The sequence below is a fragment of the Natronococcus pandeyae genome (assembly GCF_008122205.1).
In the GTDB taxonomy this organism is placed as follows: domain Archaea; phylum Halobacteriota; class Halobacteria; order Halobacteriales; family Natrialbaceae; genus Natronococcus; species Natronococcus pandeyae.
Genome location: NZ_PHNJ01000002.1, coordinates 492747 through 515189, shown reverse-complemented (window position 1 = coordinate 515189; position 22443 = coordinate 492747). Strand labels below are relative to the sequence as shown.

The following is a 22443-nucleotide window of genomic DNA, read 5'->3' as shown; positions in this document are numbered from 1 at the left end:
CTCATGATTTGGCGTCCGCCTCGGGGGCGATGGTATCGGCCAGCGCGTCGACGAGCCGATCCGCGTCTGCTTCCTCGATCACGAGCGGCGGCAACAGGCGCAATACGGTCCGGCCCGCGGGTAGCGCGAGAACCTGATGGTTCATCGCCAGATCGCGGGCGGCGCGGTTCGCGCCGCGTTTCAGTTCGATGCCGACGAGCAGGCCGTCGCCGCGGACCTCGCGCACCTCGTCGCCCAGCGCGGCCTCGAGTTCCGCCGTGAGATAGTCGCCCATCTCGGCGGCGTGGGCGGGCCACTCCTCCTCGACCAGCGTCGAGACGGTGGCGTGGACCGCCGCGGAGACGACGGGGCCACCGCTGAACGTAGCGTTGTGCGACGCCGCGCCGTCGGCGATCCAGTCCCGCACCGCGACCGCGCCGACGGGCAGGCCGTTACCCAGGCCCTTGGCCGTCGTGAGCACGTCGGGCGTGACGCCCGCGTTCTGGCAGGCCCACATCTCGCCCGTGCGGCCCATGCCGGTCTGGACTTCGTCGAAGACGAGCGCCGCGCCGACGTCGTCGGTGGCTTCGCGGGCCGTCTCGAGGTAGCCCGCGGGCGGGACGTTGATTCCGCCCTCGCCCTGGATCGGCTCGAGGATCACGGCCGCGGTCTCGTCGTCGACGGCGGCCTCGAGTTCCGCAGCGTCGCCGTAGGGGACGAACTCCACGTCGCCGGCGAGCGGTTCGAAGGGTTTCTTGTACGCGTCCTTCCAGGTGGCAGCGAGCGAGCCCATCGTCCGCCCGTGGAACGAGCGGGTCGCAGCGACGATCTTCGACTCGCCGGTCGCCGAACGGGCGAACTTCAGCGCGGCCTCGTTCGCCTCGGTCCCGGAGTTACAGAACCAGGCCTGGTCGAGGCCGTCGGGCGTCGACGCGACGAACGCGGCGTACGCGTCCTCGCGCGACTGGACGGGGAACGAGGAGTCGACGAACGTCAGCTCGCCGACCTGTTCTTGCACCGCGTCGACGACCGCGGGATGGGAGTGTCCCAGCGGCGTGCACGCGAAGCTCGCACCGGCGTCTACGTACTCCGTTCCGTCGGTGCTGTAGAGGTACGGCCCCTCGCCGCGTTCGATGCCGATCGGCTTGCTGCCGGAGACGAAATCGTGGTCGCTCATTGTGTGGCCTCCTGTGCGGTTTCCTCGTCCGATTCGTCGTCCGCGAGCGCGCCGGGCTCGAGGGTCGTCCCCTCGCCCGCGAGCGCGCTGGTGATCGGTGCATCCGCGTTGGCCGTCGCGACGGTGACCGACGCGGCGCCGCCCTCGAGGGCCTCCTGGGCGGCCATGACCTTCTTCGTCATGAACCCCTCGGCGGCGTCCTCGACGGCCGCGAACTCCTCGGGCGTGGACGCCGAATCGATACGCGTCGACTCGTCGTCGGGATCCTCGTAGATGCCAGAGACGTCGGTCAGCACGACCAGGTCGGCCTCGAGTGCTCCCGCAATTGCGGCAGCCGCGCGGTCGGCGTCGGCGTTGACCGCGGTGTACCCTCCGCTCTTCTCTTTTCCGAGCACCGGGACCGAAACGACGGGCGTGTAGCCGCCCGCGAGCATCGTCTCGAGCAAGTCCGCGTTCACGGACTCGATCTTGCCCGAGTGGTCGCCGCGCTTGATCTTTTTCTTGCCGTCCTCCTTCACGCGGACGGCCGACTTGCGCTTGCCACAGAGCAGTTTCCCGTCCGTGCCCGAGAGGCCGACTGCGTTCACGCCCTCGTTCTGCAGGCTCTCGACGAGGTCGGTGTTGAGCTTGCCGGGCATGACCATCTTGAAGACGTCCATCGTCTCCTCGTCGGTAAACCGGCCGACGACGCCGCCGGGCGTCTCGACGTAGGTGGGTTCCTGGCCGAGTTCCTCGAGGGTCTCGTCGACGGCCGTGGAGCCGCCGTGGGTGAGGACGACGTCTTCGCCCTCTCGCGGGCGCTGCCCGCTCGAGTCATCCGCGGAACGTGGTTCCGCGCTTCCCTCGACGAGGGAGGCGACGTCCGCGAGCGCACCCTCGGGATCGACGGCGCGGGCGCCGCCGATCTTGACGACGACCGTCATTTCAGGGTGCCCCCACGGGGTGGAGCCCCGTAAACTCGAGTCCGGCCGTCTCCTCTAAGCCGAGCGCGATGTTGGCGGCATGGACCGCCTGGCCGGCCGAGCCCTTCATCATGTTGTCGATCGCCGAAAAGACGACGATGCGCTTGTTCGAGGGGTCGAGTTCGAAGCCGACTTCGGCGAGGTTCGTCCCCGCCACGGATTTGGGTTCGGGGTAGCGATAGACGCCGGAGCCGCCCGCGGCCATCCGAACGAACGGTTCGTCCTCGTAGCAGCCGCGGTAGGCCTTCCAGAGGTCGCCCTTCGAGACCGGTCCCGACGGGAAGACGTGGTTCGTCGCGCTGGCGCCGCGAATCATGTCCACGGCGTGGCAGGTGAAGGCGACGCTCGTGTCGAGGAACTGCTCGATTTCGGCCTCGTGACGGTGACCCGTCGGCGCGTACGGACGGACCACACCGGACCGTTCCGGATGCGAGGAGGCCTCGCCGCCGCCGGCCCCTCCCTCGCTCGATCCGACTTTGACGTCGACGACGATCTGCTCTCCGCCGTCGAGGATGCCGTGCTCGAACAGCGGGTACAGCCCCAGGATGGTGGCGGTGGCGTTACAGCCGCCGCCGGCGATCAGTTCGGCGCCCGCGAGGTTGTCGCGGTTGATCTCGGGAAGCGCGTACTCAGCCTTCTCGAGGTATTCGGGCGCGCTGTGGCCGTCGTACCACTCGTCGTACTGTTCCTCGGTTTCGAGGCGGAAGTCGGCCGAGAGGTCGACGACCGTCTCCGCGATATCGAAGAAGTCGTCGATCTGTCCCATTGAAACGCCGTGTGGCGTCGCCGCGAATAGAACGTCGACGCTTTCGAGATCCTCGGGTTCGGTAAAGCGCAGGTCGGTCCCACGCAGCGGCGGATGAACGGAGCCGACGCTCTTGCCGGCCTTCGAACGGCTCGTGACCTCCGCGAGTTCGAAATTGGGATGGCCGGCGAGCAGTCGCAGGAGTTCACCGCCAGTAAAGCCGGAGCCGCCGATGACGCTCGCGGTCACCGTTTCGGTGGATTCGTCCGCGCTGACGTCGGTGCCGACCGCCATCAGAAGGTCACCTCGACTTCCTGGGCGTCGTCGTTCTCGGCTGCCTTCTCCTCGAGCCAGTCGACGACGGTTCCGGCGACGTCGGTGTCGACGGCGCCGTCGAGCGCCTTGAACTCGACCGTGTGGTTGACCTCGTGGACGGTATACCCGTCTTCAGTTTCCATGAGGTCGATACCGAGCAGCCCGCCGCCGACGGCGTCGCTGGCCTTCTGGACGAGTTCCGTCGCTTCCTCGTCGGGCTCGAAGACGTCCGTCTCGGCACCCTTCGCGGCGTTCGTGATCCAGTGGTCCGACGAGCGGACCATGCCGGCGATCGGTTCGCCGTCGGTCGCGAGTACGCGGATGTCCCGTCCGGGTTTCTCGACGAACTCCTGGACGTAGAACACCTTGTGCTCGTAGTGACCGAGGGTGGCCTTGTGCTCGAGGATGGCCTCGGCCGCGTCGGGGGAATCGATCTTGGCCATCAGGCGACCCCACGAACCCACGACGGGTTTGAGGACGCAGGGGTAGCCAAACTCCTCGATGGCCTCCATCGCGGTCTCCTTCGTGAACGCGACTTTCGTCGCGGGCGTGGGGACGCCCGCCTTCTCGAGCGCGAGGCTGTTTTTCACCTTGTCCGCGCAGATGTCGGCCGTCTCGTGGCTGTTGACCACGGGGATGCCGTACGCCTCGAAGAACTGCGTGGCGTACAGGCTCCGACTCGTGGCGAGACAGCGGTCGACGACGACATCGAGGTCGTCGAACTCCTCGGGTGCCTCACTGATATCGAACGTCTGCTTGCGGACGTCGATCTTCGTGATTTCGTGATCGCGCTCGCGAAGCTCGTTCAGGAGGAGCTTCTCGTCCTTGCGGATCCGGGAGTAGAGGATTCCTATCTGCAAGGTCACTCACCCCAGTCCTCTTCGAGCTCCGGGGCTCGCTCGAGGACTGGCGGCTCGGTGTCGACGACTTCCAGTTCGGCTCCGCAGGTCGTACAGTCAACGATCTCTCCCACTTCCAGATCGTCGTGCAGGGACACTTCTGCCCCACACTCGACGCATTCTGTCATTGTATTCCCAACTGGGAGCGCGGTACCCTTAAACCCTTCGAACCTAACAACAAAATTATATAATCTATACTACCCTCTAACGGCGTGGAGTGGCTATTTTCCGGCAGTTTTTGTTCCGTATATCATTTGGAATATGTATCGTCCCCCGGCGGGGACGGCGGCGGCGGGAGCGGAATTCCCGCTCGCCTGCAGGGTCGTCGCTCACCTGCGGGCGGCGATCGCGGTGATCGCGGACTCGGACTGAACGAGGGGAACTCAGACATAGTCGTTCACCTCCTCGCGAAGGGCCGTGTGAGCCGCCTCGAGCGCTTCCGCCATCTCCGCGTGCGTCGCCTCGTGGCTCTCGAGCGCGTCGCGGGCCGACTCGATCTGGGGAGTCACCGCTTCGGGTGCGGGACCGCCCTGCGAGTCGCGGCTCGCGACGCTCTTCGCGGGATCGAGCGCGTCCTCGACGGCGCCGGGATCGACGTAGGACTCGAGGGGTTCGTCCAGGACGTCTTCGGCGGCGGCCTCGAGTGCGTCGTAGTCGCCTCCCCCGTCGGCCGCGCTACTCGCGGTTTCACCGCTCGTTTTCGCGGCGCGTTGCGCCGCGCTCGCAACCATCTCGTGAGCAGTCCTGAACGGCAGCCCGTTCGCAGCCAGCAGGTCGGCGACGCCGGTCGCCGTCGAGAAGCCGTCGCCCGCTTCGGCGGCGAGGGCGTCCTCGTTCCAGTCGGCCGTCGCGACGGCGCCGGCGGCGACTTCGCCGGCCTCCGTTACGGCGTCGACGGTCTCCCAGGCGTGGGTCGTCGCCCGCTGGAGATCGCGGTTGTACGCGCGGGGGAGCCCCTTGAGCGTCGTCGTCAGCCCCTGGACGCCGCCCGCCGCGTCGCCCGCGACCGCGCGGACGAGTTCGAGCGTGTCCGGGTTCTTCTTCTGGGGCATGATCGACGACGTCGAGGAGTAGTCGTCCGCGAGGTCGACGAAGCCGCGGTTCGCGAAGATGATCAGATCCTCCGCGATGCCGGACAGCGTCGTCGCGTGGGTCGACAGCGCCTGCGTCGTCTCGAGCAGGAAGTCCCGGCTCGAGGAGGCGTCCATCGAATTTTCGACGATCCCGTCGAAGCCCAGCAGGTCGGCCGTCCGCTCGCGGTCGATCTCGAACGTCGTTCCCGCGAAAGCTGCGCCACCCAGCGGGGACTCGTTGATCCGCTCGTAGGCCTCGAGCAGCCGTTCGGTGTCGCGACGAACCGCACCCTCGTAGGAGAGCGCCCAGTGGGCGACGGTAGTCGGCTGGGCGGGCTGAAGGTGCGTGTAGCCGGGCATGATCGTCTCCGTGTGCGCCTCGGCGACCGCGGTCAGCGCCTCGCGCAGCGCGAGCGTCGTCTCGAGCGCCTCGAGGACGTCCTCGCGAAGGCGGTAGCGGATACAGGTCGCGACCTCGTCGTTGCGTGAGCGCGCGGTGTGCATCTTGCCGCCCGCTTCGCCGATGCGCTCGATGACCGCCGTCTCGATCGCCTCGTGGACGTCCTCACCGTCGGGTAGCGAGTCGTGACCGTCGACCTCGATGGCGTCCAGCGCGGTCAGGATCGATCCCGCGGTGTCGTCCTCGACGATCCCCTGTTCGGCGAGCATGACCGAGTGTGCACGGTCGACCTCGAGGTCGGCCTCGAAAATCCGCTCGTCAGCCGCGAGCGAGGAGAGAAAGCTCCGCGCGGGACCACCGCTAAAACGGTCCCGCCGGACGACACCCGACTCGTCGGAGCCATCCATCGAACCGCCGGGAGCTTTCTCTCCGCTCATCTACTCCTCGCACCCGTCGGTCGCGAGTTCGACTGCGTCCTCGTCGTCGGCGTTCGCCGCGATCGACTCGTTGGCGAGACGGCGCTGGAAGCCGTGGTACTTCGCGACGCCCGTGGCGTCCTCCTGTTTGATCTTGCCGACCGTCTCGGTGTTGAAGGAGGCGTGTTCGGCCGAGTACGCGGCGTACGTGCTGTCGCGGGCGACCGCGCGAGCCTGCCCGCCCTCGAAGCGGATCGTCACCGTCCCGGTGACGCGCTGCTGGGTCTCGTCGATGAAGCCCTCGAGCGCGCTCACGAGCGGGGCGTCGATCAGTCCCTCGTAGCCCTTCTTCGACCACTTCTGGTCGATCAACTGCTTGAACTCGCGTTCCTCCTGGGTGAGGACGAGTCCCTCGAGGGCCTCGTGGGCGTTGAGCAGCGTCGTCGCGGCGGGGTGCTCGTAGTTCTCGCGCACCTTGAGACCGAGCATGCGGTCTTCCATCGAGTCGGTGCGACCGACGCCGTAGGCGCCGGCCACCCCGTTGAGGTGTTCGACGAGGTCGACGGGGTCGTACTCGACGCTGTCGACGGCGACGGGGTAGCCCTCCTCGAACTCGATCTCGATCTCCTGGCTGTCACCGGTCGGCGCCTGCGTCCACTCGTAGATCTCCTCCGGCGGGACGTAGCTCGGATCCTCGAGCTTGTCGCCCTCGACCGAACGGCTCCAGAGGTTGGTGTCGACCGACCACTTGCCGCCGCCGCCGCCCTCGACGGGCAGGTTCTTCTCTTCTGCGTACTCGTTCTCCCACTCGCGCGTGAGTCCGAGTTCGCGGACGGGCGCGATCACTTCGAGATCGGAGCTGCGCCAGACCGCTTCGAAGCGAAGTTGATCGTTCCCTTTGCCCGTACAGCCGTGGGCGATGCCGGTACAGTCCTGTTCTTCGGCGACCTCGAGGATCGCGCTCGCGATCACTGGCCGCGCGAGTGCGGTTCCGAGCGGGTAGCCCTGGTAGGTCGCGTTCGCGCGGACGCTCTCGAGACAGAGGTCGGCGAACTCGTCTTTGGCGTCGACGACGTAGTGTTCGAGTCCGAGTGCCTCGGCGGTTTCCTCGGCTTCTTCGAACTCCGATTCCGGTTGTCCGACGTCGACGGTGACTCCGATGACGTCGTCGTATCCGTACTCCTCCTCGAGCAGCGGCACACAGACCGTCGTGTCGAGTCCGCCCGAGAACGCGAGTGCAACGCGTGTCATGTCGTACTCGAGTGAAGCAGAAGGATGGTATTAAATTCGTTGGTTTGTGGATCGTAAAATAGTCGAATAGAGCACTCTACACGTGAAAATCGGGGATTTTCGGGAAGCGAAAGCAATCGGGGAACAGGGGGTAAGGTATAGTGTGGGCTCAAAGGCCCGGTCGTCGCGGTCGTCGCGGCACGACGGCTCCATCGGTATCGAGAAGAGCGACCGAATGCTCGATAGAGCGCCTCATTGCTCACTTCTAAGAAACTGGATCCTCTTAAACCCTACCCGAGTGGCAAGAGTTACGTGAGTCGTGGCTACTCTTCGGAGTCCTCACCGTCCTCCGTCGGAAGCGCGAGGACGTTCTCCCGGCCGATGCGGAAGACCTCGACCTCGCCGTTCTCGCGGAGACCACTGACGACCTGACTGGTCTTCGCCTCGGTCCAGTCGAGTTCCGAGACGACCTCTTGCTGTTTGACCCGGCCGCCGCGCTGCTCGAGCAGGTGCAAGACGCGCTCTTCGTTGCTCAGCAGTTCCGGTGGCGGCCCCTCCTGTGGCGTCTCGCCGGCGTCTGCCGGCGGTTCGCTGCGGCTCTCGACTCCGGGATCCGGTTCGCGTCGGTATCTGAGCCACCAGCCGACGACTGCGAGAGCGGCCAGCAGCGCGAGCGCACCGACGACTGCGAGCCACGGCATCGCCGGACCCTCCTCGGTTTCGGTCGGTTCGTCGGTGGCTTCGCTGTTTTCGATCAGGACGATTCGGGGCTGATCGTCGGTAAACTCGGTTCCGTCCCCGTCCCAGAAGACCGACCCCTCGCCCCGGTCGTCGGAGTCCGGATCGATATCGTAGGCCGAATAGCTCTCCGGCCAGAACACCTGCAGGGTCGTATCACCCATGAGCGTAAAGCCCGACAGCGCGTCGCCCGCCTCGATTCGGTTCAGTTCGACGTGGGAGAACGACGACCACTCGAAGGTGAACTCGACGTGGCCCAGGTCCCTCGGCGCGGAGCTTTCGTCGACACTGACGGTGAAATTCGAGAGGTTCATCTCTCGATCCGTCGCGTTTTCGCCGTCTGTCGCGACGTCGGTCCAGTCTTCTTCCTCCGACTCGAGGTACTCGCCGGGGTTCGACTCGAGGTCGTCACGGAACGCCTGCCACTCCTCCTCCGATTCGTTCTCGTCGTTGATGGGGAACCGATAATCGACGACGAACGTCGCCGAACCGTTCTCGTACAGGTAGATGTCGATGTGGATCTCGTCTGCGTCGTCGAGCTGGAGACCCTCGTCGTCCGCCTCCGGTTCGTCCTCCTCCTCCTGTAGCGTCAGCTGCTCGGTCTCGCCGCCCCCGTCAGCCACCACAGCCGACGCAGCCGGAATCGGCACGACCAGGCACCCGACCACCACCACGAGCACCACCAGGGCCCGCAGCCCCCTCACATCCATTACAAAGAGATGATGGAGCCGTCTAAATAGGTCTTTCCGACCACGACGACGGAGTGTTTTTTAGATTGTTCTTCGACATCATTCAGTACGATTGATACGCGCGGTGCACTCGAGGTCGGAACGCTGCTAAAAATCGTCCTCGCGTCAGTCGCCGTTCTGCTCGTGATCGAAATCCTGAGCGTGCTCGTCAGCGGCTTGCTCACCCTGCTGCGGCCACTGCTGATCCTCGCCATCCTCGTCGTGATCCTTCTCTGGCTACTCGATCGGATCTCGTCGCGCAGAACGCTACACTCATACATCGGTCGCCCCTACTGACGGAGACGTGTACAGCGTCAACGTCCCGGTCCCCGGACGCGTTCGCGAGGTCGCGGACGCCCTCTATCCCGAACTGGTCGGGTTCGAGACCGTTCGCGAGGACCACTCGTGTCTGCTCAAGCGCCTCGGCGACGCCGACCACGTCACGCAGTTGCAACACCGAACGCACCGCGCGCTCGAGGGTGCACCCGCCGTCGAGGCGCGGATCACCGGCGTCGACTACTTCGCCGACCCACCGCTCGGATCGGCACCCGTCGTCTACCTCGCAGTCGAGAGCCCCGGACTCGAGCAGCTTCACGACAGGCTGACCGAGACGTTCGGCGTCGTCGAGGGGCTCGAGGGGAACGACTACGTCCCCCACGTCACTCTCGCCCGCGGGGGGGACGAGGCGACCGCGAAACGGCTGGCCGACCGTGAGATCGACTCGATCAGGTGGACCGTCGGCGAACTCGAGTTCTGGGACGGAACGTACAAGCTACCGGTCAGCCGCGTCTCCTTGCCGTCGTAGCACACCTCCTCGAGTGCGAAGCGGACCGAACGGTCCGATCACTTCTCCGACCGGCTTCGTTCGCTGCAAGTACCGCAGGTTTCTCGGGAGGTGCATCGTTCTCGTCGTCAAATCGTACGTACCGCGGGTGGCCGGCGGCTACGACGCCTGGGAGCCGGAACCGCTCGAGGCCTCGAGTGGCGACTGAGTCACCGCTCGCGAGCGGTCGGCCAGCCGATTCCGGGATAGCGTAGCGCCATCTTCATCAGGACGGTACACTACGGGCCCACCGCCACCGATGTGCGGAGTAGACCGTCGCCACCAGTAACGTGCCGATGAGCCCGAACAACCACGCGAGGGCGACGTACCCGGCGTACGTGCTCTCGTACGGGCCGACGATGTCCCGGGGTGGCTCGGACGCCCACGGACCGAAGTGAGTCGCGACGACGACGAGGGTGAGCGCACCCAGAAGAACCGTCCAGTACTCCGCCCCGACTCGCTCCGTTAGCGTCAGATAGAGCCCGACCGCGATCAGCGGGTAAATCGCGAGGGTGTACGTGAACGGCGTGACCTCCGGGATCAGCGGCCAGCCGACGTGGTTGCCCCTGATGACGTGGTCGAGGTGGTGTCCAGCACCGAAACCCGTCGCCAGAACGAGCAACCCGTAGAGTCGCGTATCGACACTTTTCGGTCCCCAGTACTCGCTTCCATGGCGATTCTGCGCGCCGTTCTCCGCACCGAACATGGGTAGAATCACGTCGGACGCCGAGGAAGGTATTTCCCCAACGTGTTGGCGTAGCCGCGCGCCGCGGTCGTGGTCGCTACGGCACCCGGATCAGACCGGGCCTGGAAGTGTTGGTCACTCGCGTGTATAGGACAGATAGACGACGATGATTTCAGCATCAATCCGGATCCGATTGCCGGAGGAAACCTGGATCGCAGAGGTGTCTCGTTCGTTTCCCGGCGCGACCTTCCGCCTGCTGTCAGGCATCCAGACCGGCGAGACGGCGGTAGAACTAGGCGAAGTCGTCGCCGAGGACCCTCGGGACATCGCCGAGGAAATTACGAGCCACCCCTCCATCGAGACCTACCAGCGCCTCGAGGGGACCGACGATCGATCGCTCGCAAAGTACCGAACGAGGGATACGGGACTGTACAAGTTCATCGAAGCGTCTTCGCTCCCGCCCGAGTTTCCGATCGTCGTTCAGGACGGCTGGTTCGAACTGGACTTCACCGGGACGCGCCCCGAGTTCGACCGGCTGCGAGACGTACTCGACGCGGCGGACCACCCGTACGAACTCCGATCGATCGTCGAGGCCGCAGAGACGGCCGCGCTGCTCACCGACAGGCAGCGAGAGGTGCTCGAGGCGGCGCTTCGAGAGGGGTATTTCGAGGTCCCTCGGGAGTGCACGCTCGACGAACTCGCGACGAAACTCGACGTCGATAAATCGACGGCGAGCGGGATCGTCCGACGCGGAGAGCGGCGTATACTGACGCGGGTTCTGACGGGCGTTAGCGGGGAGCGACTCACCGAGTCCGATCGACCACTCTAGCGAGCGTCGCACACCGTGTCGCGTACAGCAAGTCGCGTTGTGCCCGTATCGGAAGAAAACCGACCGTCACGGCGACGGCGGCTCCCCGTCGTAGGCGTCCTGGTCGCCGTAGAAGTTGAGCATCGAAAACTTGAGCTTCGAGGGGTCGATGTCGATCAGTTCCTCGCGCTCCTCGTGGGGGAAGGTGCCGTTGACGCTGTACTTGCCCAGGTCGGACTTGGCGTCTCGAGAGTAGCGCCGGTCGAGCAGCGCGCGGACGCCGATATCCTCCGGCGAGCGGATGACCCGGCCGAGCGCCTGGCGCGTCTTTCGCACCGTGGGAATCTCGACGGCGTAGCGCCAGCCGGTGTCGGTGCCGTCGAAGGCCGCGTCGTAGGCCTCCTGGACCGCCTCCGCCCGGTCGTCGAGGTGCGGGTAGGGAACGCCGACGACCAGGACGGTTCGCGCGTCGTCGCCGTCGAAGCTCACTCCCTCGGAGAGCGTGCCCCACAGCGAGGTACAGAGCACGGCGTCGTCGTCCGCGACGAACTTCTGGCGGAGTTCCTCGACGGAGACACCCGGCTCGTCGACGTACACGGTCTTCTCGCACCGGCGCTCGAGTCGCTCGGCGTACCGGTTCGCCTCGCCGTAGTTCGGAAAGAAGGCGAGCGTGTTGCCGGGCGTCATCCGGGCCGCGTCGGAGATTGCGTCGGTGACGTCCGCCTGGACGTCCGGATCGTCCCTGTCCGAGGAGAACAGCGGCGGCGTCTCGACGGCGTACGTCCGGCGGTGTTCGTCGGGGAACTGCAGCCCGTAGGCCATCGTGATCGGGTCCTCGAGGCCCAGGACGTCCCTGGTGACGTCGAAGGGCTGGAGCGTCGCGCTCATCAGGATCGTCGCCGAGACCTCCTCGAACAGCTGCCCGGTGACCTGCCGCGGCAGGCAGGTGTACAGCTCCGCGCGGCCGTACACCTCGTCCGTGCCGGCGTCCCGCGTGACGGAGACGACGGGATACAACCCCTCCTTGGCCCCCTCGTTCATCCACGCGCTGACGAACGCCGCCGCCTGCAGGGTCTGACACTCCGCACGCGTCGCCGTTTCTCCCTCACGGTAGGCCTCCTCGTACTCCTCGTCGAGTTCCTGACCGAGTTCCATCGCGGCCTCGAGGTCCTCCTCGATACCCTGGCCCGAGTACTGCTGGAGGAAGGCCAGCGTGAGGTCGTCCCGGCGGTCCTCGTTCGCGATGGAGACGTCCTCCCAGTTCTCGCCGATCTGTTCGCGCTCGCCGAAGCTAAACGAGTCCTCGTAGGTGTCTATCAGTGCGCGGTGGAACGCCGAGAGGGCGTTCACCGCGTCCGCCGACCGCGGATCGTCGGTGTCTGCGAGTTCGTCCAGCGCGGAGTCGAACGTTCGCTCCGAGCAGGTCCGGGTCGCGTGCTCGCGGGCGGCGTCCTCGACGTTGTGGGCCTCGTCGAAGACCGCGATGACGTCCTCCGGTTCGCGGCCGAGCCACCGGAAGAACTGCTCGCGAATGGTGGAATCGAGCAGGTGGTGGTAGTTACAGACGACCAGGTCGACGCCCTCGATACCTTCCTTCAGGAGTTCGTAGCCGCAGAACTCCCGTTGCTCGGCGTACTCGTATATTTCGTCGGGCGTGCGGACGTCGTCGAACAGCCAGGCGAAGAAGTCGTCCGTATCCTGCGTGAGGTTGTTCCGGTAGTAGTCACAGACGTTCTGGTCCGCTAAGTCCTCGAGGCGCTCCTCGATGGAGTCGAGTTCGTCCATGACGGCGCTGCGGGCGTCGGCCGCGGTGCCGCCGTCGCTTCCCTCCTGGCTCTCGGCGAGCAGTTCGCGCTGGCGCCGTTCGAGCTGCTCCCTGTCCTGTTCGGCGTCGACGACCGCACGGGTGTTGTCCCGCAGGGCCTGGCACTCCTCGTAGCCGACGTCGATGTGACACATCGAGCCCTTTCCCTTGAAGACGACCGCGCGGATGTCCTCCTCGCGGGTGATCGCCCGGGCTTCGGCGACGAACTGGCGCATCTGCTGGTGGACGTTCGTCGTGATGACGACCGTCTTGTCCTGCTCGCGGGCGACCTCGAGCGCGGGAACGAGCGACGAGAGCGTCTTACCGGTTCCGCAGGCACCCTCGAAGAGCACGTTCTGATCGCGCACGAGCGCGTTGTGGATTCGATCCATCGCCTCGCGCTGGTTCTCGTACGGCTGCTCGTACGGGAAAAAGCGCATGTACCCGGCTGTCTCGGACACGGTACGTGATTGGTTCCCGCTTCGATAAAAGGATTCGTCTCGATCCGAACGGTCGCCCACCGGAGTGACCGCCGGCCGGCGTACGCGCGCTCCAGCGCCATATCGCTCGAGACCGTCGCCTCGAATATGACCATTCCCGGCTACGATTCCGGTGACATCGCGGAGTTCGCACTCGAGCGCGCGGGCGCCCACGTCGACATCGTCGCGGGCGTCGTTCCCGACGAGTTCAGCCTCGAGCGAAGCGTCCAGGAGCCACCGGCCGACGCTCTCGCGGAGCCGATCGACCTGGTCGGTCACGACGGGTTACGGGCGGTCGAAGCGTTCCGAATCTCACTCGTGTACGACCCGTCAGCCCTCCCGCCGGGTGCGAGTCCGACCGACGTCGCGGTCGCCGTCGACGACGACGACGGCTGGGAGACCCTCGAGTCGACGGTCGATCTCGAGGAGACGACTGTGGCGGCGACGACGAACGACCGGCCGCCGGGGTCGACAGTTGCCGCCGTCTACGACGGCGAGAGCTGATACGGTCGGTATAGTCCCTTACCGGTGATCGCTCGCCCGGTACAACGATCACTGGTAAGGGATTATAACAGGAATTGGTAATGCGATTTTGTTATTCAGTCTGGGCCGTGAATCTGAACTGGTCGATTCGGTACCGACAGATACGTACTGAACAACCGCCGTCGAGACTGTAGTGCCGATCAGCCGCCGTCGGGCGGGACTGAAAGAGGCCAGGGGCGTTCGCAGTACTCGCTCCGGGAGCAGGTCCTGCTCACACGAACACACGGGATGGCCACACCCTCCCCAGCCGACTCACTCGCCCACGGGCTCACGGCCGCTGGCCGTTCGCCGCTCCGCGGCGCTCCGCGCCGCGCTGCGCTCGTTCGTCCCTCGCACACTGGTGTCGACCGTCCTCACTGGTGCTCACGGTTCCCTTCGGTCACCGTTCGCTTTCCGAGGTGCTCGCAGGCTCGCACCTCGCTACGTTCGGCCGGTCGACAGCGCGCGCCACGGTAGGAGGGGCCAGGACGAAGTGAGACGTCGTTCCCTGTACGTAACGCGGTTTTCACGCGATGGTCTGAACGACAAAACCGTGCGACTATCTACTGATAACCGACCGTATGAGACGGAACGAAAGGACCGTCAGGGAGCCCCCTGTAGGGAGCGTATGAGTACGATCGCGATCTTCTCGGACACGCACAGTAGCGGTGGACACGAACTCACGGGCGATGCGCTCGAGGCGGCGCAGACCGCCGAGATCGTGATCCACGCCGGCGATTTCACGAGTACGACGGCGCTCGAGGCCTTTCAGAACGAGTGCGATCGGCTGTTCGCCGTCCACGGCAACGCCGACAGCGCGGCGGTCCGAGAGCGACTGCCGACAGCACGGGTCGTCGAAGCAGGCGGTGTCCGATTCGCCGTGACCCACCGGCGTGAGGGCGGTGCGACCGGCCTGGCAATGTTCGGCCGCTCGCGGGACGCCGACGTCGTCGTCTCGGGACACAGTCACCGACCTTCCGTCGTCGAGACCGACGACGTCCTGCTGTTGAACCCGGGGAGTCACGCCCAGCCGCGCGGGAACCGGCCGGGGTTCGCCGTGCTCGAGGAGGCGGGAGACGAACTGGTCGGCGAGATTCGAGAGCCGGACGGAACACTCGTCGCGGAGTTCGCCGTGGCAACTCGAGGATAGTCGCAAAGCAGTGTCGACAGTGCTGCGTGTGGAGGGCAGCGTCAACGGGAACCGAACCGGGATTGGGACGACCACCCGGAACCCCGTCCGGCGACGGTGGACCGGTGGCAGAGGGCAATCTGGCGCGTGGGCTGTGCCGGACGGGTGGCCTCGATGTCGACGGGCGGGCAGTATCGAGGCGCATCTGAAGCTACGAGACAGCTAGCAATATAGTCAGCGCAAGGTGAAAAACGAGTTTTAGCTAGCAGGCACGTTCCGAGACGACCGAACGCGATATCGAACGTCGAAACGGTTTTGCAGGCCGACACTGTAGCGGTCCTACATGGTCACTTTCATCCCCGACGATCCCGTCATTATTGCGATCGTCCTGATCCTGCTGTCGCTGATCTTCTTCTCGTACCTGCTCCTCCGGCGAACGATCCTCGAGTTCCGCGACGGAATGGAAGGACGCTGAGACGGGTAGCGGCGATCAGTCGAACGCCGCGGCGAGACCCGAAACCGCCCGGTCGAGTTCCTCACGCGAGACGCTGCGGTGGGTACAGAAACGGAGCGTCGTCTCGCCGAACGCCGACGCGAGGACGTTCTCGTCGCGGAGTCGCTCGAGCGCACCGTCGGCGTCGAGTCCGAGCCCCGAGACGTCTACGAGGACGATATTCGTCTCCGGTTCCTGGACGTCGATTCCGTCGATTTCGGCCAGCCCGTCGGCGAGCACTCGAGCGTGTTCGTGGTCGGTCGAGAGCTCGTCGACGTTCTCGAGCGCCTCGAGTCCCGGCGCAGCGATGATCCCGGCCTGGCGCATGCCGCCGCCGAACAGCTTGCGCACGCGTCGGGCCCGCTCGATGAACTCTTCGGTGCCGGCGAGCATCGAGCCGACCGGCGCGCCGAGCCCCTTCGAGAGACAGAACATGACGGAATCGACGGGCTCGGTGAGGTCGGTGACCGGAACGTCGAGCGCCGTCGCGGCGTTGAAGATCCGCGCGCCGTCGACGTGGACCGGGACGTCGCGGTCGTGGGCGGTGTCGGCCGCCGCTTCGATCTTCTCGGGTGCGATGGCGAGCCCACCGCGGGCGTTGTGGGTGTTCTCGAGGCAGAGCAGCCCCGTTCCGGGCCGGTGGAGGTCCTCCGCGACGTAGCTCGCGTCGATCTGTTCGGGCGTCGGCACGCCCCGCGGATCGGCGTCGAGCATCCGCACCTGCAGGCCGGCGTGCTGGGCGAAGCCGCCGAGTTCGTACTTCACGACGTGGCTCTTCCGGTCGGCGAGCACCTCCTGGCCGCGCTCGGTGTGGACGCGGGCCGCGATCTGGTTGCCCATCGTCCCGGTCGGGACGTAGAGCGCGGCCTCCGTGCCGACGCGGTCGGCGGCGCGGGCCTCGAGTTCGTTCACGGTCGGGTCTTCGCCGTAGACGTCGTCGCCGACGTCGGCCGCGGCGGCGGCATCCCGCATCGCCTCGTCGGGCGTCGTTACGGTATCCGAGCGGAGATCGATCATGCGACCCGATAGCCGGTGGATCGTCAAATAGCCGACGTTCCCGGCTTCCGGTGAGCGGAGGATTCAAGACGGTCGTGTTTGTTCGCTGTCGTATGGACCCCGATCACGCAGCCTCCACTTCAGGACCCGGTCCGGGCGGAAGACCCGGCAGTGAGGGTCTCCCCGGCACTCCTCGTGACGAACGGCCCCACTCGTTCCCGTGGCACGTTTCCCGCGTCCTGAACCGGTTCGGGGCGATCCTTTCCTTTGCACTCGTCCCACTGCTGACCTCGCTCTTCCCGCTCGAGAACGTCGCCCGGGCGCTCGAGGGCGCTCGCGGGATGTCGATCAATCTGGAGTTTGCCCTACCGACGCCGCTGCTCGATCTCTGGACGTTCGCCGATCCGCCCGAGCCGACACCTGGAACCGAGCCGCGGGACACGGCCGTAGATCCGGGGACCGGGATCGAATCACGCGAGTCGACGGCGTCGTCCGGCGGGCAGTTCGATCTGACCGTCGACACGCCCCTCGAAACCGTCGTCCTTCCGCTCGAGGGTGCCGGGCTCGAGATCGGCGCCTGGCTCGCGTTCGTTCTCGTCGCCTACGCCGCGGTCGCGGCGGTACTCGCGGCCGTCTACGTCGGCGGACTCGATCGACGCCTCCGCGGCGAACCCGCGGCTGTTCCGACGTGTGTGGCGGCGTACGGACCGCGGTTTTTCGCGTACAATCTCCTCGTCTACGGCGCGGTGGCAGCGCTCGTCCCGTTCGTGCTACTTTCGCCGACCGTGCTCCTGCTGGCGTTCCCTGCGCTCGTCCTCCTGGCCTATCTCTTCTACGCTGTGCCGTTCCTCTTCGTCGTCGCGGACGCCGGCGTCCTCGAGGCGTTCCGACGGTCCTACGGGTTCGCTGTCGGCGAACGAACGTACCTCACGTTCGCGCTCTGGCACGTCGGCGTCGCGGTCGTCAGTTCGCTCGTCCTCTCGCTTTCCGTCAGCGCCGGCGGCGCGGGGTTTTTGTTCGCGCTGGTCGTCGCCGTCCCGCTCGCGCTCGTGCTGACGGCGGCGTCGGTCTCGTTCGTCCGGGAACTGGTCGAGACGGAGGCGGTAGAACGACGTGCCTGAAGAACGCCACAGAGTAGATGTGCACGCACAGCAGCTCATCACCGTCCTGCGACTCGCGGCGGTCGTCCTCGTCGTGACCGGATTCGTTGGCTGGGCGACGGGCGAAGCGACCGCGTTCTCGCTCGAGTCGCCGTTTACCATCGCGTTTCTCGTCGGCGTCGCCTGCGCGGTAGCGTCGATCTACCTCGGCGTCTTCCTCGCGAACCGGGACGACTGACCGCCGGCGGAGGATTTCGATTCGAAAACGGTATGCCGACCGTGGCAGAATTTGCGTCATATGGACGCACGTATCCGCGAACACGCCGAGATCATCGCGAATCACTCCGTCGACCTCCAGGAAGGGGACAACGTCGTCGTCGACGCCCACCCCGTCGCCGAGGACCTGGTCGTCGCCCTCCACGAAGTGATCGGCGACCACGGCGCCAACCCGATCACGACCAGCCAGCGAACCGGGAAACGCCAGCAGCGCGCCTTCCTCCGCGCCGCCGACCCCGAGTTCGAGACGCCCGAGCACGAACTCGCGCTCATCGAGAACACCGACGTCTACATCGCGATTCGCGCGAGCGACAACGTCACCCAGACCAGCGACGTCGAGCCAGAGACGCAGGCGGCCTACCAGCAGGCCCACCAACCGATCCTCGAGGAGCGACTCTCGACGCGCTGGTGTCTCACCCAGTTCCCCGCGCCGGCGAACGCCCAGCTCGCAGAGATGAGCACGGAGGGCTACGAGAACTTCGTCTGGGACGCCGTCAACAAGGACTGGGACGAACAGCGCGAGCACCAGGCGAACATGGTCGAGATCATGGACTCCGCCGAGGAGATCCGGATCGTCAGCGGCGACACGACGGACGTCACGATGTCGATCGACGGCAACCCGACGCTCAACGACTACGGCGAGCACAACCTCCCCGGCGGCGAGGTCTTCACCGCACCCGAACCCGACTCCGTCGAGGGCGAGGTGCTGTTCGACATGCCGCTGTACCACCAGGGCCGCGAGATCACGGACGTCTACCTCGAGTTCGAGGGCGGCGAGGTCGTCTCCCACTCGGCCGAAAAGAACGAGGACGTCCTGACGGAAGTGCTCGAGACCGACGCGGGCGCGCGCCGCCTGGGCGAACTCGGGATCGGAATGAACCGCGACATCGACCAGTTCACCTACAACATGCTGTTCGACGAGAAGATGGGCGACACCGTCCACATGGCCGTCGGCCGTGCCTACAACGACACCGTCGGCGAGGGCAACGAGGCCAACGACTCCGCCGTCCACGTCGACATGATCGTCGACATGAGCGAAGATTCGTTTATCGAGGTCGACGGCGAAGTGGTGCAGCGCGACGGGACGTTCCGATTCGAAGACGGGTTCGACGAGTAGAGTCGGAAGAGGTTAGTTGCGGTCTTTTTCATCGAAGTTTTTGCGCGAGCGGTTGCCGAAGGCAACCCGAGCGGAAAAAGTTCGGCGTGCTTCGTGCATCGCGTTTATAATGTCGAACTGGGTAGCTAGGCGTATGGCAGTACTCGTCGCATACGACGGTTCGGCGTCGGCACAGAAGGCGGTAGAGTACGCGTTCGACTCCCACGCCGACGAGGAGATCGTCCTGCTGCGCGTCGTCGAAGCCGCGGACGGCTCGACGGAGGCCGGCATCAACCTCCTGCAGGAAGCGTTCCGGGATCGGGAGGAGGAGGCCTCGAGCTCCCTCCAGAACGTTACGGAGCCGCTCGACACCGCCTAAATCGAGTTCCGAACCGAGACGGCCGTCGGGAAACCCGAGCGCGAGGTCGTCGCCTTCGCCGAGGAGAACGACGTCGACCACATCATCATCGGCAGCCACGGCCGAGAGGGCGTCTCCCGCGTCCTGCTCGGCAGCGTCGCCGAAAAGATCGTTCGTCGCTCTCCCGTTCCGGTTACCGTCGTCCGCTGAGTCTCGAGGGCGAAGCGTCCAGCACCGGCAGCGATCGAGGTCGCTCACAGCGTATTGCTCATCCCTCCGTCGACCGTCAGCGACTCGCCTGTCACGTACGCCGAAAGATCGCTCGCGAGGTACACGGCCGCGTCTGCGACCTCCTCGGGCTGGCCCGCGCGGTGGGCCGGAATCCCCCCGAGGAATTCGTCTTCCGCTTCGGTGCCGATAATCGCGTAGTCGTCCGTCGTCATCGCCGTCTCGATCAACCCCGGGTGAATCGTGTTCACCCGGATGCCGTCGGACCCGAGTGTGGCCGCCATGGCGTAGGTCAGCAGCCTGACCGCACCCTTCGTTCCGCAGTACGTGACGAAATCCGCCGACCCCTGCAGTCCTGCGATCGACGAGAGGTTGACGATCGAGCCGCCGTCAGAGTCGACCATCCGCTTTGCCGCCGCCTGGGCACCGAAGTAGACGCCCTTGACGTTGACGTCCACCATCCGGTCGAAATCGCCCTCCTCGACCTCGAGGAACTCCTCGCCGTGGAAGATTCCCGCGTTGTTCACCATCGCCGTGACGCCGCCGAACGCCTCGGCCGCGTCGACCGCCGCCTCGAGGTCGCCGGGATTCGAGACGTCGCACTCGACGAACGTCGCGTTCGCGTCCGTCTCGTCGGCGATCAGTTCGTGGGTGGGATCGCCTCCTTCTCGAGGCGACTCCTCGATGTCGGCGATGACGACGTCGGCTCCCTCCGCGGCGAACCGTCTCGCGATTGCTCGTCCGATACCGCTCGCACCGCCGGTAACGACCGCGACGTCGTCAGCGAGTAGTGGTTCCATGCCACGCACTCTACGATGGCAGTCATCTAAATGACGCCACCCATTGGTACAAATTCGGACAGAAACGATCGTCGTCGGTTTCGGAGCTACGTATCCCCTTCCGACCCACCTTCTTCGTCGACGACCTCGAGGTCGCCGCGCTGGATCCCCGGCTGGTGTTCGCAGATGTAGATGCTCATCTCGGCGGTCGGAGTGAACGCGAGCGTTTCGGTTCCACCCTCGTCGTCGACGACGTCGGTCGCGTGCTCCTCGACGCGTTCGTCGTCCGCGTTCCAGATCGCCAGATTGTGCTTCATGTTGTCCCGGTTCTCCCAGGAAATCTCGTACGGTCGTCCCTCGAAGAGCACCAGCGTCGGATTCTCGACGCGGTCGATGTGGGCGGGTTCGACCCCGACCCAGCCGCCGACGTACCCCTCGAGGTGGATCTCCGCTACGTCCTGCCACAGGTCGGGATCGGTGTCCCCCTCGATCGCTTCCGCCTCCTCGACGATGGGGTCCGACTCGCCGTCTTCGTCGCCCTCGTCCTCGCCGCTCAGACAGCCAGCGAGCGATGCGGTCGCGAGCGTCGCAGCCACCCCCGACAGGAGCGTTCGCCTGTCCGCGACGGTCGGTGCCATGATCGAGTGTAGGCGGCTGAGCAACATAAGTGGCGTCCACGCGTGGGGTTCGTTCCCCTCGCTGCGGTCGCTACGTACCACGGGCGCTGCTTCAGGCTTTCCTCGTAGCGTCGGCGGTGACGCCAACAGTTCTCGACTCGAGGGAGTTCATAACACGTGTGCTGGTCGGTTCGCAGAGACTGGATCCGCGAGTAACGGCCTCACACGCCGGATATCGGATCGCGTTGGATTCAGTCCGACGTTTTCCCTTCACACGCAGGCTCAATCGCTTCACGTAGACCGTCCCTATCTCAGGATCCAGAAGCGGAAAAACGGACGCCGTCACCGGATTCGACACGCTCGTCGAGTTCGGGTCTCGGTGTCCGACCGATAGTAACGGCCCGGTGACGGCTTGCTCGAGGGCCGATACGACAAGCGCGGTCCAACGGAGACATCCATGAAAACCAGCCTCGAGGTGGAGTACTGGGTCATCGACGACGACGGCGACCTGGTACCCCCCGAAACACTGCTCGACGTCTCGACGCAGATCGACCCCGAGTTCGTCGAGCCGATGCTCGAGATCAAGACAACCCCGTGTTCGTCGACGACCGAACTCCGCGAGGAGTTCCTCGACCGAATCGGTACCGTCGTCGATGCGGCACGCGAACAGGGCAAGCGACTCGTCCCGCTGGCGACGCCGTTGCACGCCTCGCCAGCAGAGATCCCCTATCGTGACAAGCGGGGAACCGACCTCCAGCGCCGGATCGTCGGACCGACGTTCGACGACGCCCGCGTCTGCGCCGGCACGCACGTGCATTTCGAGCAGTCGAACGTCGTCGATCAGCTCAACACGCTGACGGCGCTCGATCCCGCCTTCGCGCTCGTCAACAGTTCGTCGCACTACCGCGGCGAACGAATCCACGAGTGTGCACGCCCCTACCTCTACCGGCGCTCGTGTTACGGGGCCTGTCCCGAGCAGGGCCAGCTCTGGCCCTACGTCGATAGCGTCGCCGAGTGGGAAGCCCGCCTCGAGGACGCCTACGACGGGTTCCGCGAACGCGCACTCGAGTACGGCGTCGACCCGGACGCCTTCGACGACGAGTTCGATCCCTACGACGCGGTCTGGACTCCGGTCCGGCTGCGAAAAGCGATGCCGACGGTCGAGTGGCGCTCCCCCGACGCGGCCCTGCCGAGCCAGGTGCTCCAGTTGGCGGAGACGGTTCAGTCGATCGTCACCCACGCGGACGCCCGCGGCACCGTCGTCGACGGCACCGAATCGTCGGCCGGCGACACCGGTGACGAAATGCCACTCCCCGCGTTCGAGACCGTCGAGGAGGTCACCGACACCGTGATCCACGACGGTCTCGACGACCCGAGCGTCCAGCGCTACGTACAGGAACTCGGCTTCTCTCCCTCGGCGTACGAGCCGCTCGCGGATCGGCTGCCCGACTCGCGGCTCACGAAAGGCCGCGCGAAGAAACTGCGACTCGAGGCCGCGAGACAGCTCGAGGCCGACCTCGAACAGCGCCGCGTTCGAGCCTGAATCCTACGTTTTGTCGGTAGATACCGCCGACAGCCGTACAGCGGT

General features: G+C 65.7%; 23 protein-coding genes and 2 pseudogenes. 12 read left to right on the top strand and 13 right to left on the bottom strand.

What is annotated here, in order from left to right; translation table 11 throughout:
* Nucleotide 1: 1 nt before the first annotated feature.
* The 8 genes from CV102_RS06110 to CV102_RS06075 all read right to left on the bottom strand — a co-directional run bounded on the left by CV102_RS06110 (nt 2) and on the right by CV102_RS06075 (nt 8644).
* Nucleotides 2–1156, bottom strand: coding sequence for an aspartate aminotransferase family protein (locus CV102_RS06110; protein WP_148856998.1), 1155 nt, complete (start codon nt 1154–1156; stop codon nt 2–4).
* Nucleotides 1153–2079, bottom strand: a complete 927-nt coding sequence (locus tag CV102_RS06105) for an acetylglutamate/acetylaminoadipate kinase (RefSeq protein WP_148856997.1) — start codon at nt 2077–2079, stop codon at nt 1153–1155. Before CV102_RS06105 ends, CV102_RS06110 begins: the two co-directional genes overlap by 4 nt.
* Nucleotide 2080: 1 nt before the next feature.
* A complete protein-coding gene (gene argC, locus CV102_RS06100; protein WP_148856996.1) occupies nt 2081–3157 on the bottom strand; it encodes an N-acetyl-gamma-glutamyl-phosphate reductase in 1077 nt (358 codons plus the stop codon).
* Nucleotides 3157–4044 (bottom strand): lysine biosynthesis protein LysX, encoded by an 888-nt coding sequence (gene lysX / locus CV102_RS06095; protein WP_148856995.1) that lies wholly within the window; start codon nt 4042–4044, stop codon nt 3157–3159. The genes argC and lysX overlap by 1 nt, the downstream gene beginning before the upstream one ends.
* Nucleotides 4041–4205: a lysine biosynthesis protein LysW gene (gene lysW, locus CV102_RS06090; RefSeq protein ID WP_005554620.1), complete on the bottom strand. Its 165-nt coding sequence runs from the start codon at nt 4203–4205 to the stop codon at nt 4041–4043. The genes lysX and lysW overlap by 4 nt, the downstream gene beginning before the upstream one ends.
* 255 nt (nt 4206–4460) lie before the next feature.
* Nucleotides 4461–5987 (bottom strand): argininosuccinate lyase, encoded by a 1527-nt coding sequence (argH, locus tag CV102_RS06085; RefSeq protein ID WP_148856994.1) that lies wholly within the window; start codon nt 5985–5987, stop codon nt 4461–4463.
* On the bottom strand, nt 5988–7217 hold the full coding sequence (locus CV102_RS06080) for an argininosuccinate synthase (RefSeq protein WP_148856993.1): 1230 nt from the start codon (nt 7215–7217) through the stop codon (nt 5988–5990). It lies immediately after the preceding gene.
* Between the two features lie 302 nt (nt 7218–7519).
* Nucleotides 7520–8644 (bottom strand): helix-turn-helix transcriptional regulator, encoded by a 1125-nt coding sequence (locus tag CV102_RS06075; protein WP_148856992.1) that lies wholly within the window; start codon nt 8642–8644, stop codon nt 7520–7522.
* Nucleotides 8645–8734: 90 nt separating this feature from the next.
* Between CV102_RS06075 and CV102_RS06070 the strand changes: the two are divergent.
* The 3 genes and pseudogenes from CV102_RS06070 to CV102_RS26360 form a co-directional block, all read left to right on the top strand.
* Nucleotides 8735–8914 (top strand): annotated as a pseudogene (locus CV102_RS06070) (DUF7554 family protein); the annotation flags it as partial.
* Nucleotides 8915–8966: 52 nt separating this feature from the next.
* Complete coding sequence (locus CV102_RS06065) at nt 8967–9467, top strand: 2'-5' RNA ligase family protein (RefSeq protein WP_148856990.1); 501 nt, start codon at nt 8967–8969, stop codon at nt 9465–9467.
* 13 nt (nt 9468–9480) lie between these two features.
* Nucleotides 9481–9654, top strand: coding sequence for a hypothetical protein (locus tag CV102_RS26360; RefSeq protein WP_222863684.1), 174 nt, complete (start codon nt 9481–9483; stop codon nt 9652–9654).
* Nucleotides 9655–9711: 57 nt separating this feature from the next.
* Here CV102_RS26360 and CV102_RS06060 read toward each other — a convergent pair whose 3' ends face one another.
* Nucleotides 9712–10191, bottom strand: a complete 480-nt coding sequence (locus CV102_RS06060; protein ID WP_233710638.1) for a hypothetical protein — start codon at nt 10189–10191, stop codon at nt 9712–9714.
* Nucleotides 10192–10336: 145 nt separating this feature from the next.
* Here CV102_RS06060 and CV102_RS06055 point away from each other — a divergent pair, with 145 nt between their 5' ends.
* Nucleotides 10337–10999 carry a helix-turn-helix domain-containing protein gene (locus CV102_RS06055; RefSeq protein ID WP_148856989.1) on the top strand — a complete coding sequence of 221 codons (663 nt, stop codon included), beginning with the start codon at nt 10337–10339 and terminating at the stop codon, nt 10997–10999.
* Nucleotides 11000–11065: 66 nt separating this feature from the next.
* Here the strand turns inward: CV102_RS06055 and CV102_RS06050 are convergent, their stop codons facing one another.
* Nucleotides 11066–13243, bottom strand: coding sequence for an ATP-dependent DNA helicase (locus CV102_RS06050; RefSeq protein ID WP_148856988.1), 2178 nt, complete (start codon nt 13241–13243; stop codon nt 11066–11068).
* 126 nt (nt 13244–13369) lie between these two features.
* Here CV102_RS06050 and CV102_RS06045 point away from each other — a divergent pair, with 126 nt between their 5' ends.
* From CV102_RS06045 to CV102_RS26980, 3 genes are all read left to right on the top strand, one after another.
* The gene (locus CV102_RS06045; RefSeq protein ID WP_148856987.1) at nt 13370–13765 is read left to right on the top strand and encodes a hypothetical protein; all 396 of its coding nucleotides are present in this window, start codon (nt 13370–13372) and stop codon (nt 13763–13765) included.
* 646 nt (nt 13766–14411) lie between these two features.
* Nucleotides 14412–14933, top strand: a complete 522-nt coding sequence (locus CV102_RS06040) for a metallophosphoesterase (protein ID WP_148856986.1) — start codon at nt 14412–14414, stop codon at nt 14931–14933.
* A gap of 322 nt (nt 14934–15255) precedes the next feature.
* Entirely contained in the window at nt 15256–15387 is a 132-nt protein-coding gene (locus tag CV102_RS26980; protein WP_256493404.1) for a DUF7859 family protein, read from the top strand.
* A gap of 15 nt (nt 15388–15402) precedes the next feature.
* On the opposite strand, the gene CV102_RS06035 is transcribed toward CV102_RS26980, so the two are convergent.
* Complete coding sequence (locus tag CV102_RS06035) at nt 15403–16422, bottom strand: threonine aldolase family protein (protein WP_148856985.1); 1020 nt, start codon at nt 16420–16422, stop codon at nt 15403–15405.
* A gap of 92 nt (nt 16423–16514) precedes the next feature.
* On the opposite strand from CV102_RS06035, the gene CV102_RS06030 reads away from it, so the two are divergent.
* The 4 genes and pseudogenes from CV102_RS06030 to CV102_RS06015 all read left to right on the top strand — a co-directional run bounded on the left by CV102_RS06030 (nt 16515) and on the right by CV102_RS06015 (nt 19441).
* Complete coding sequence (locus CV102_RS06030) at nt 16515–17522, top strand: hypothetical protein (protein WP_148856984.1); 1008 nt, start codon at nt 16515–16517, stop codon at nt 17520–17522.
* A 19-nt stretch (nt 17523–17541) separates the two neighbouring features.
* Nucleotides 17542–17739, top strand: coding sequence for a hypothetical protein (locus CV102_RS06025; protein ID WP_148856983.1), 198 nt, complete (start codon nt 17542–17544; stop codon nt 17737–17739).
* Between the two features lie 60 nt (nt 17740–17799).
* The gene (locus CV102_RS06020; protein ID WP_148856982.1) at nt 17800–18894 is read left to right on the top strand and encodes an aminopeptidase; all 1095 of its coding nucleotides are present in this window, start codon (nt 17800–17802) and stop codon (nt 18892–18894) included.
* Nucleotides 18895–19027: 133 nt separating this feature from the next.
* A pseudogene (locus CV102_RS06015) lies at nt 19028–19441 on the top strand (universal stress protein).
* Nucleotides 19442–19485: 44 nt separating this feature from the next.
* Here CV102_RS06015 and CV102_RS06010 read toward each other — a convergent pair.
* Entirely contained in the window at nt 19486–20259 is a 774-nt protein-coding gene (locus CV102_RS06010; RefSeq protein WP_148856981.1) for an SDR family oxidoreductase, read from the bottom strand.
* Nucleotides 20260–20345: 86 nt separating this feature from the next.
* On the bottom strand, nt 20346–20876 hold the full coding sequence (locus CV102_RS06005; RefSeq protein ID WP_148856980.1) for a hypothetical protein: 531 nt from the start codon (nt 20874–20876) through the stop codon (nt 20346–20348).
* 436 nt (nt 20877–21312) lie between these two features.
* Between CV102_RS06005 and CV102_RS06000 the strand changes: the two genes are divergently transcribed.
* The gene (locus CV102_RS06000) at nt 21313–22398 is read left to right on the top strand and encodes a glutamate-cysteine ligase family protein (protein ID WP_148856979.1); all 1086 of its coding nucleotides are present in this window, start codon (nt 21313–21315) and stop codon (nt 22396–22398) included.
* Nucleotides 22399–22443: the final 45 nt, after the last annotated feature.

Coding starts and splice junctions, on each gene's coding strand:
- CV102_RS06010 (WP_148856981.1), bottom strand. CDS start 20,259: ATGGAACCACTACTCGCTGACGACGTCGCGGTCGTTACCGGCGGTGCG.
- argC (WP_148856996.1), bottom strand. CDS start 3,157: ATGGCGGTCGGCACCGACGTCAGCGCGGACGAATCCACCGAAACGGTG.
- CV102_RS06075 (WP_148856992.1), bottom strand. CDS start 8,644: ATGGATGTGAGGGGGCTGCGGGCCCTGGTGGTGCTCGTGGTGGTGGTC.
- CV102_RS06035 (WP_148856985.1), bottom strand. CDS start 16,422: ATGATCGATCTCCGCTCGGATACCGTAACGACGCCCGACGAGGCGATG.
- CV102_RS06000 (WP_148856979.1), top strand. CDS start 21,313: ATGAAAACCAGCCTCGAGGTGGAGTACTGGGTCATCGACGACGACGGC.
- lysW (WP_005554620.1), bottom strand. CDS start 4,205: ATGACAGAATGCGTCGAGTGTGGGGCAGAAGTGTCCCTGCACGACGAT.
- CV102_RS06040 (WP_148856986.1), top strand. CDS start 14,412: ATGAGTACGATCGCGATCTTCTCGGACACGCACAGTAGCGGTGGACAC.
- CV102_RS06055 (WP_148856989.1), top strand. CDS start 10,337: ATGATTTCAGCATCAATCCGGATCCGATTGCCGGAGGAAACCTGGATC.
- CV102_RS26980 (WP_256493404.1), top strand. CDS start 15,256: ATGGTCACTTTCATCCCCGACGATCCCGTCATTATTGCGATCGTCCTG.
- CV102_RS06060 (WP_233710638.1), bottom strand. CDS start 10,191: ATGTTCGGTGCGGAGAACGGCGCGCAGAATCGCCATGGAAGCGAGTAC.
- CV102_RS06030 (WP_148856984.1), top strand. CDS start 16,515: ATGGACCCCGATCACGCAGCCTCCACTTCAGGACCCGGTCCGGGCGGA.
- CV102_RS06110 (WP_148856998.1), bottom strand. CDS start 1,156: ATGAGCGACCACGATTTCGTCTCCGGCAGCAAGCCGATCGGCATCGAA.
- CV102_RS06045 (WP_148856987.1), top strand. CDS start 13,370: ATGACCATTCCCGGCTACGATTCCGGTGACATCGCGGAGTTCGCACTC.
- CV102_RS06020 (WP_148856982.1), top strand. CDS start 17,800: ATGGACGCACGTATCCGCGAACACGCCGAGATCATCGCGAATCACTCC.
- CV102_RS06080 (WP_148856993.1), bottom strand. CDS start 7,217: ATGACACGCGTTGCACTCGCGTTCTCGGGCGGACTCGACACGACGGTC.
- argH (WP_148856994.1), bottom strand. CDS start 5,987: ATGAGCGGAGAGAAAGCTCCCGGCGGTTCGATGGATGGCTCCGACGAG.
- CV102_RS06005 (WP_148856980.1), bottom strand. CDS start 20,876: ATGGCACCGACCGTCGCGGACAGGCGAACGCTCCTGTCGGGGGTGGCT.
- CV102_RS06105 (WP_148856997.1), bottom strand. CDS start 2,079: ATGACGGTCGTCGTCAAGATCGGCGGCGCCCGCGCCGTCGATCCCGAG.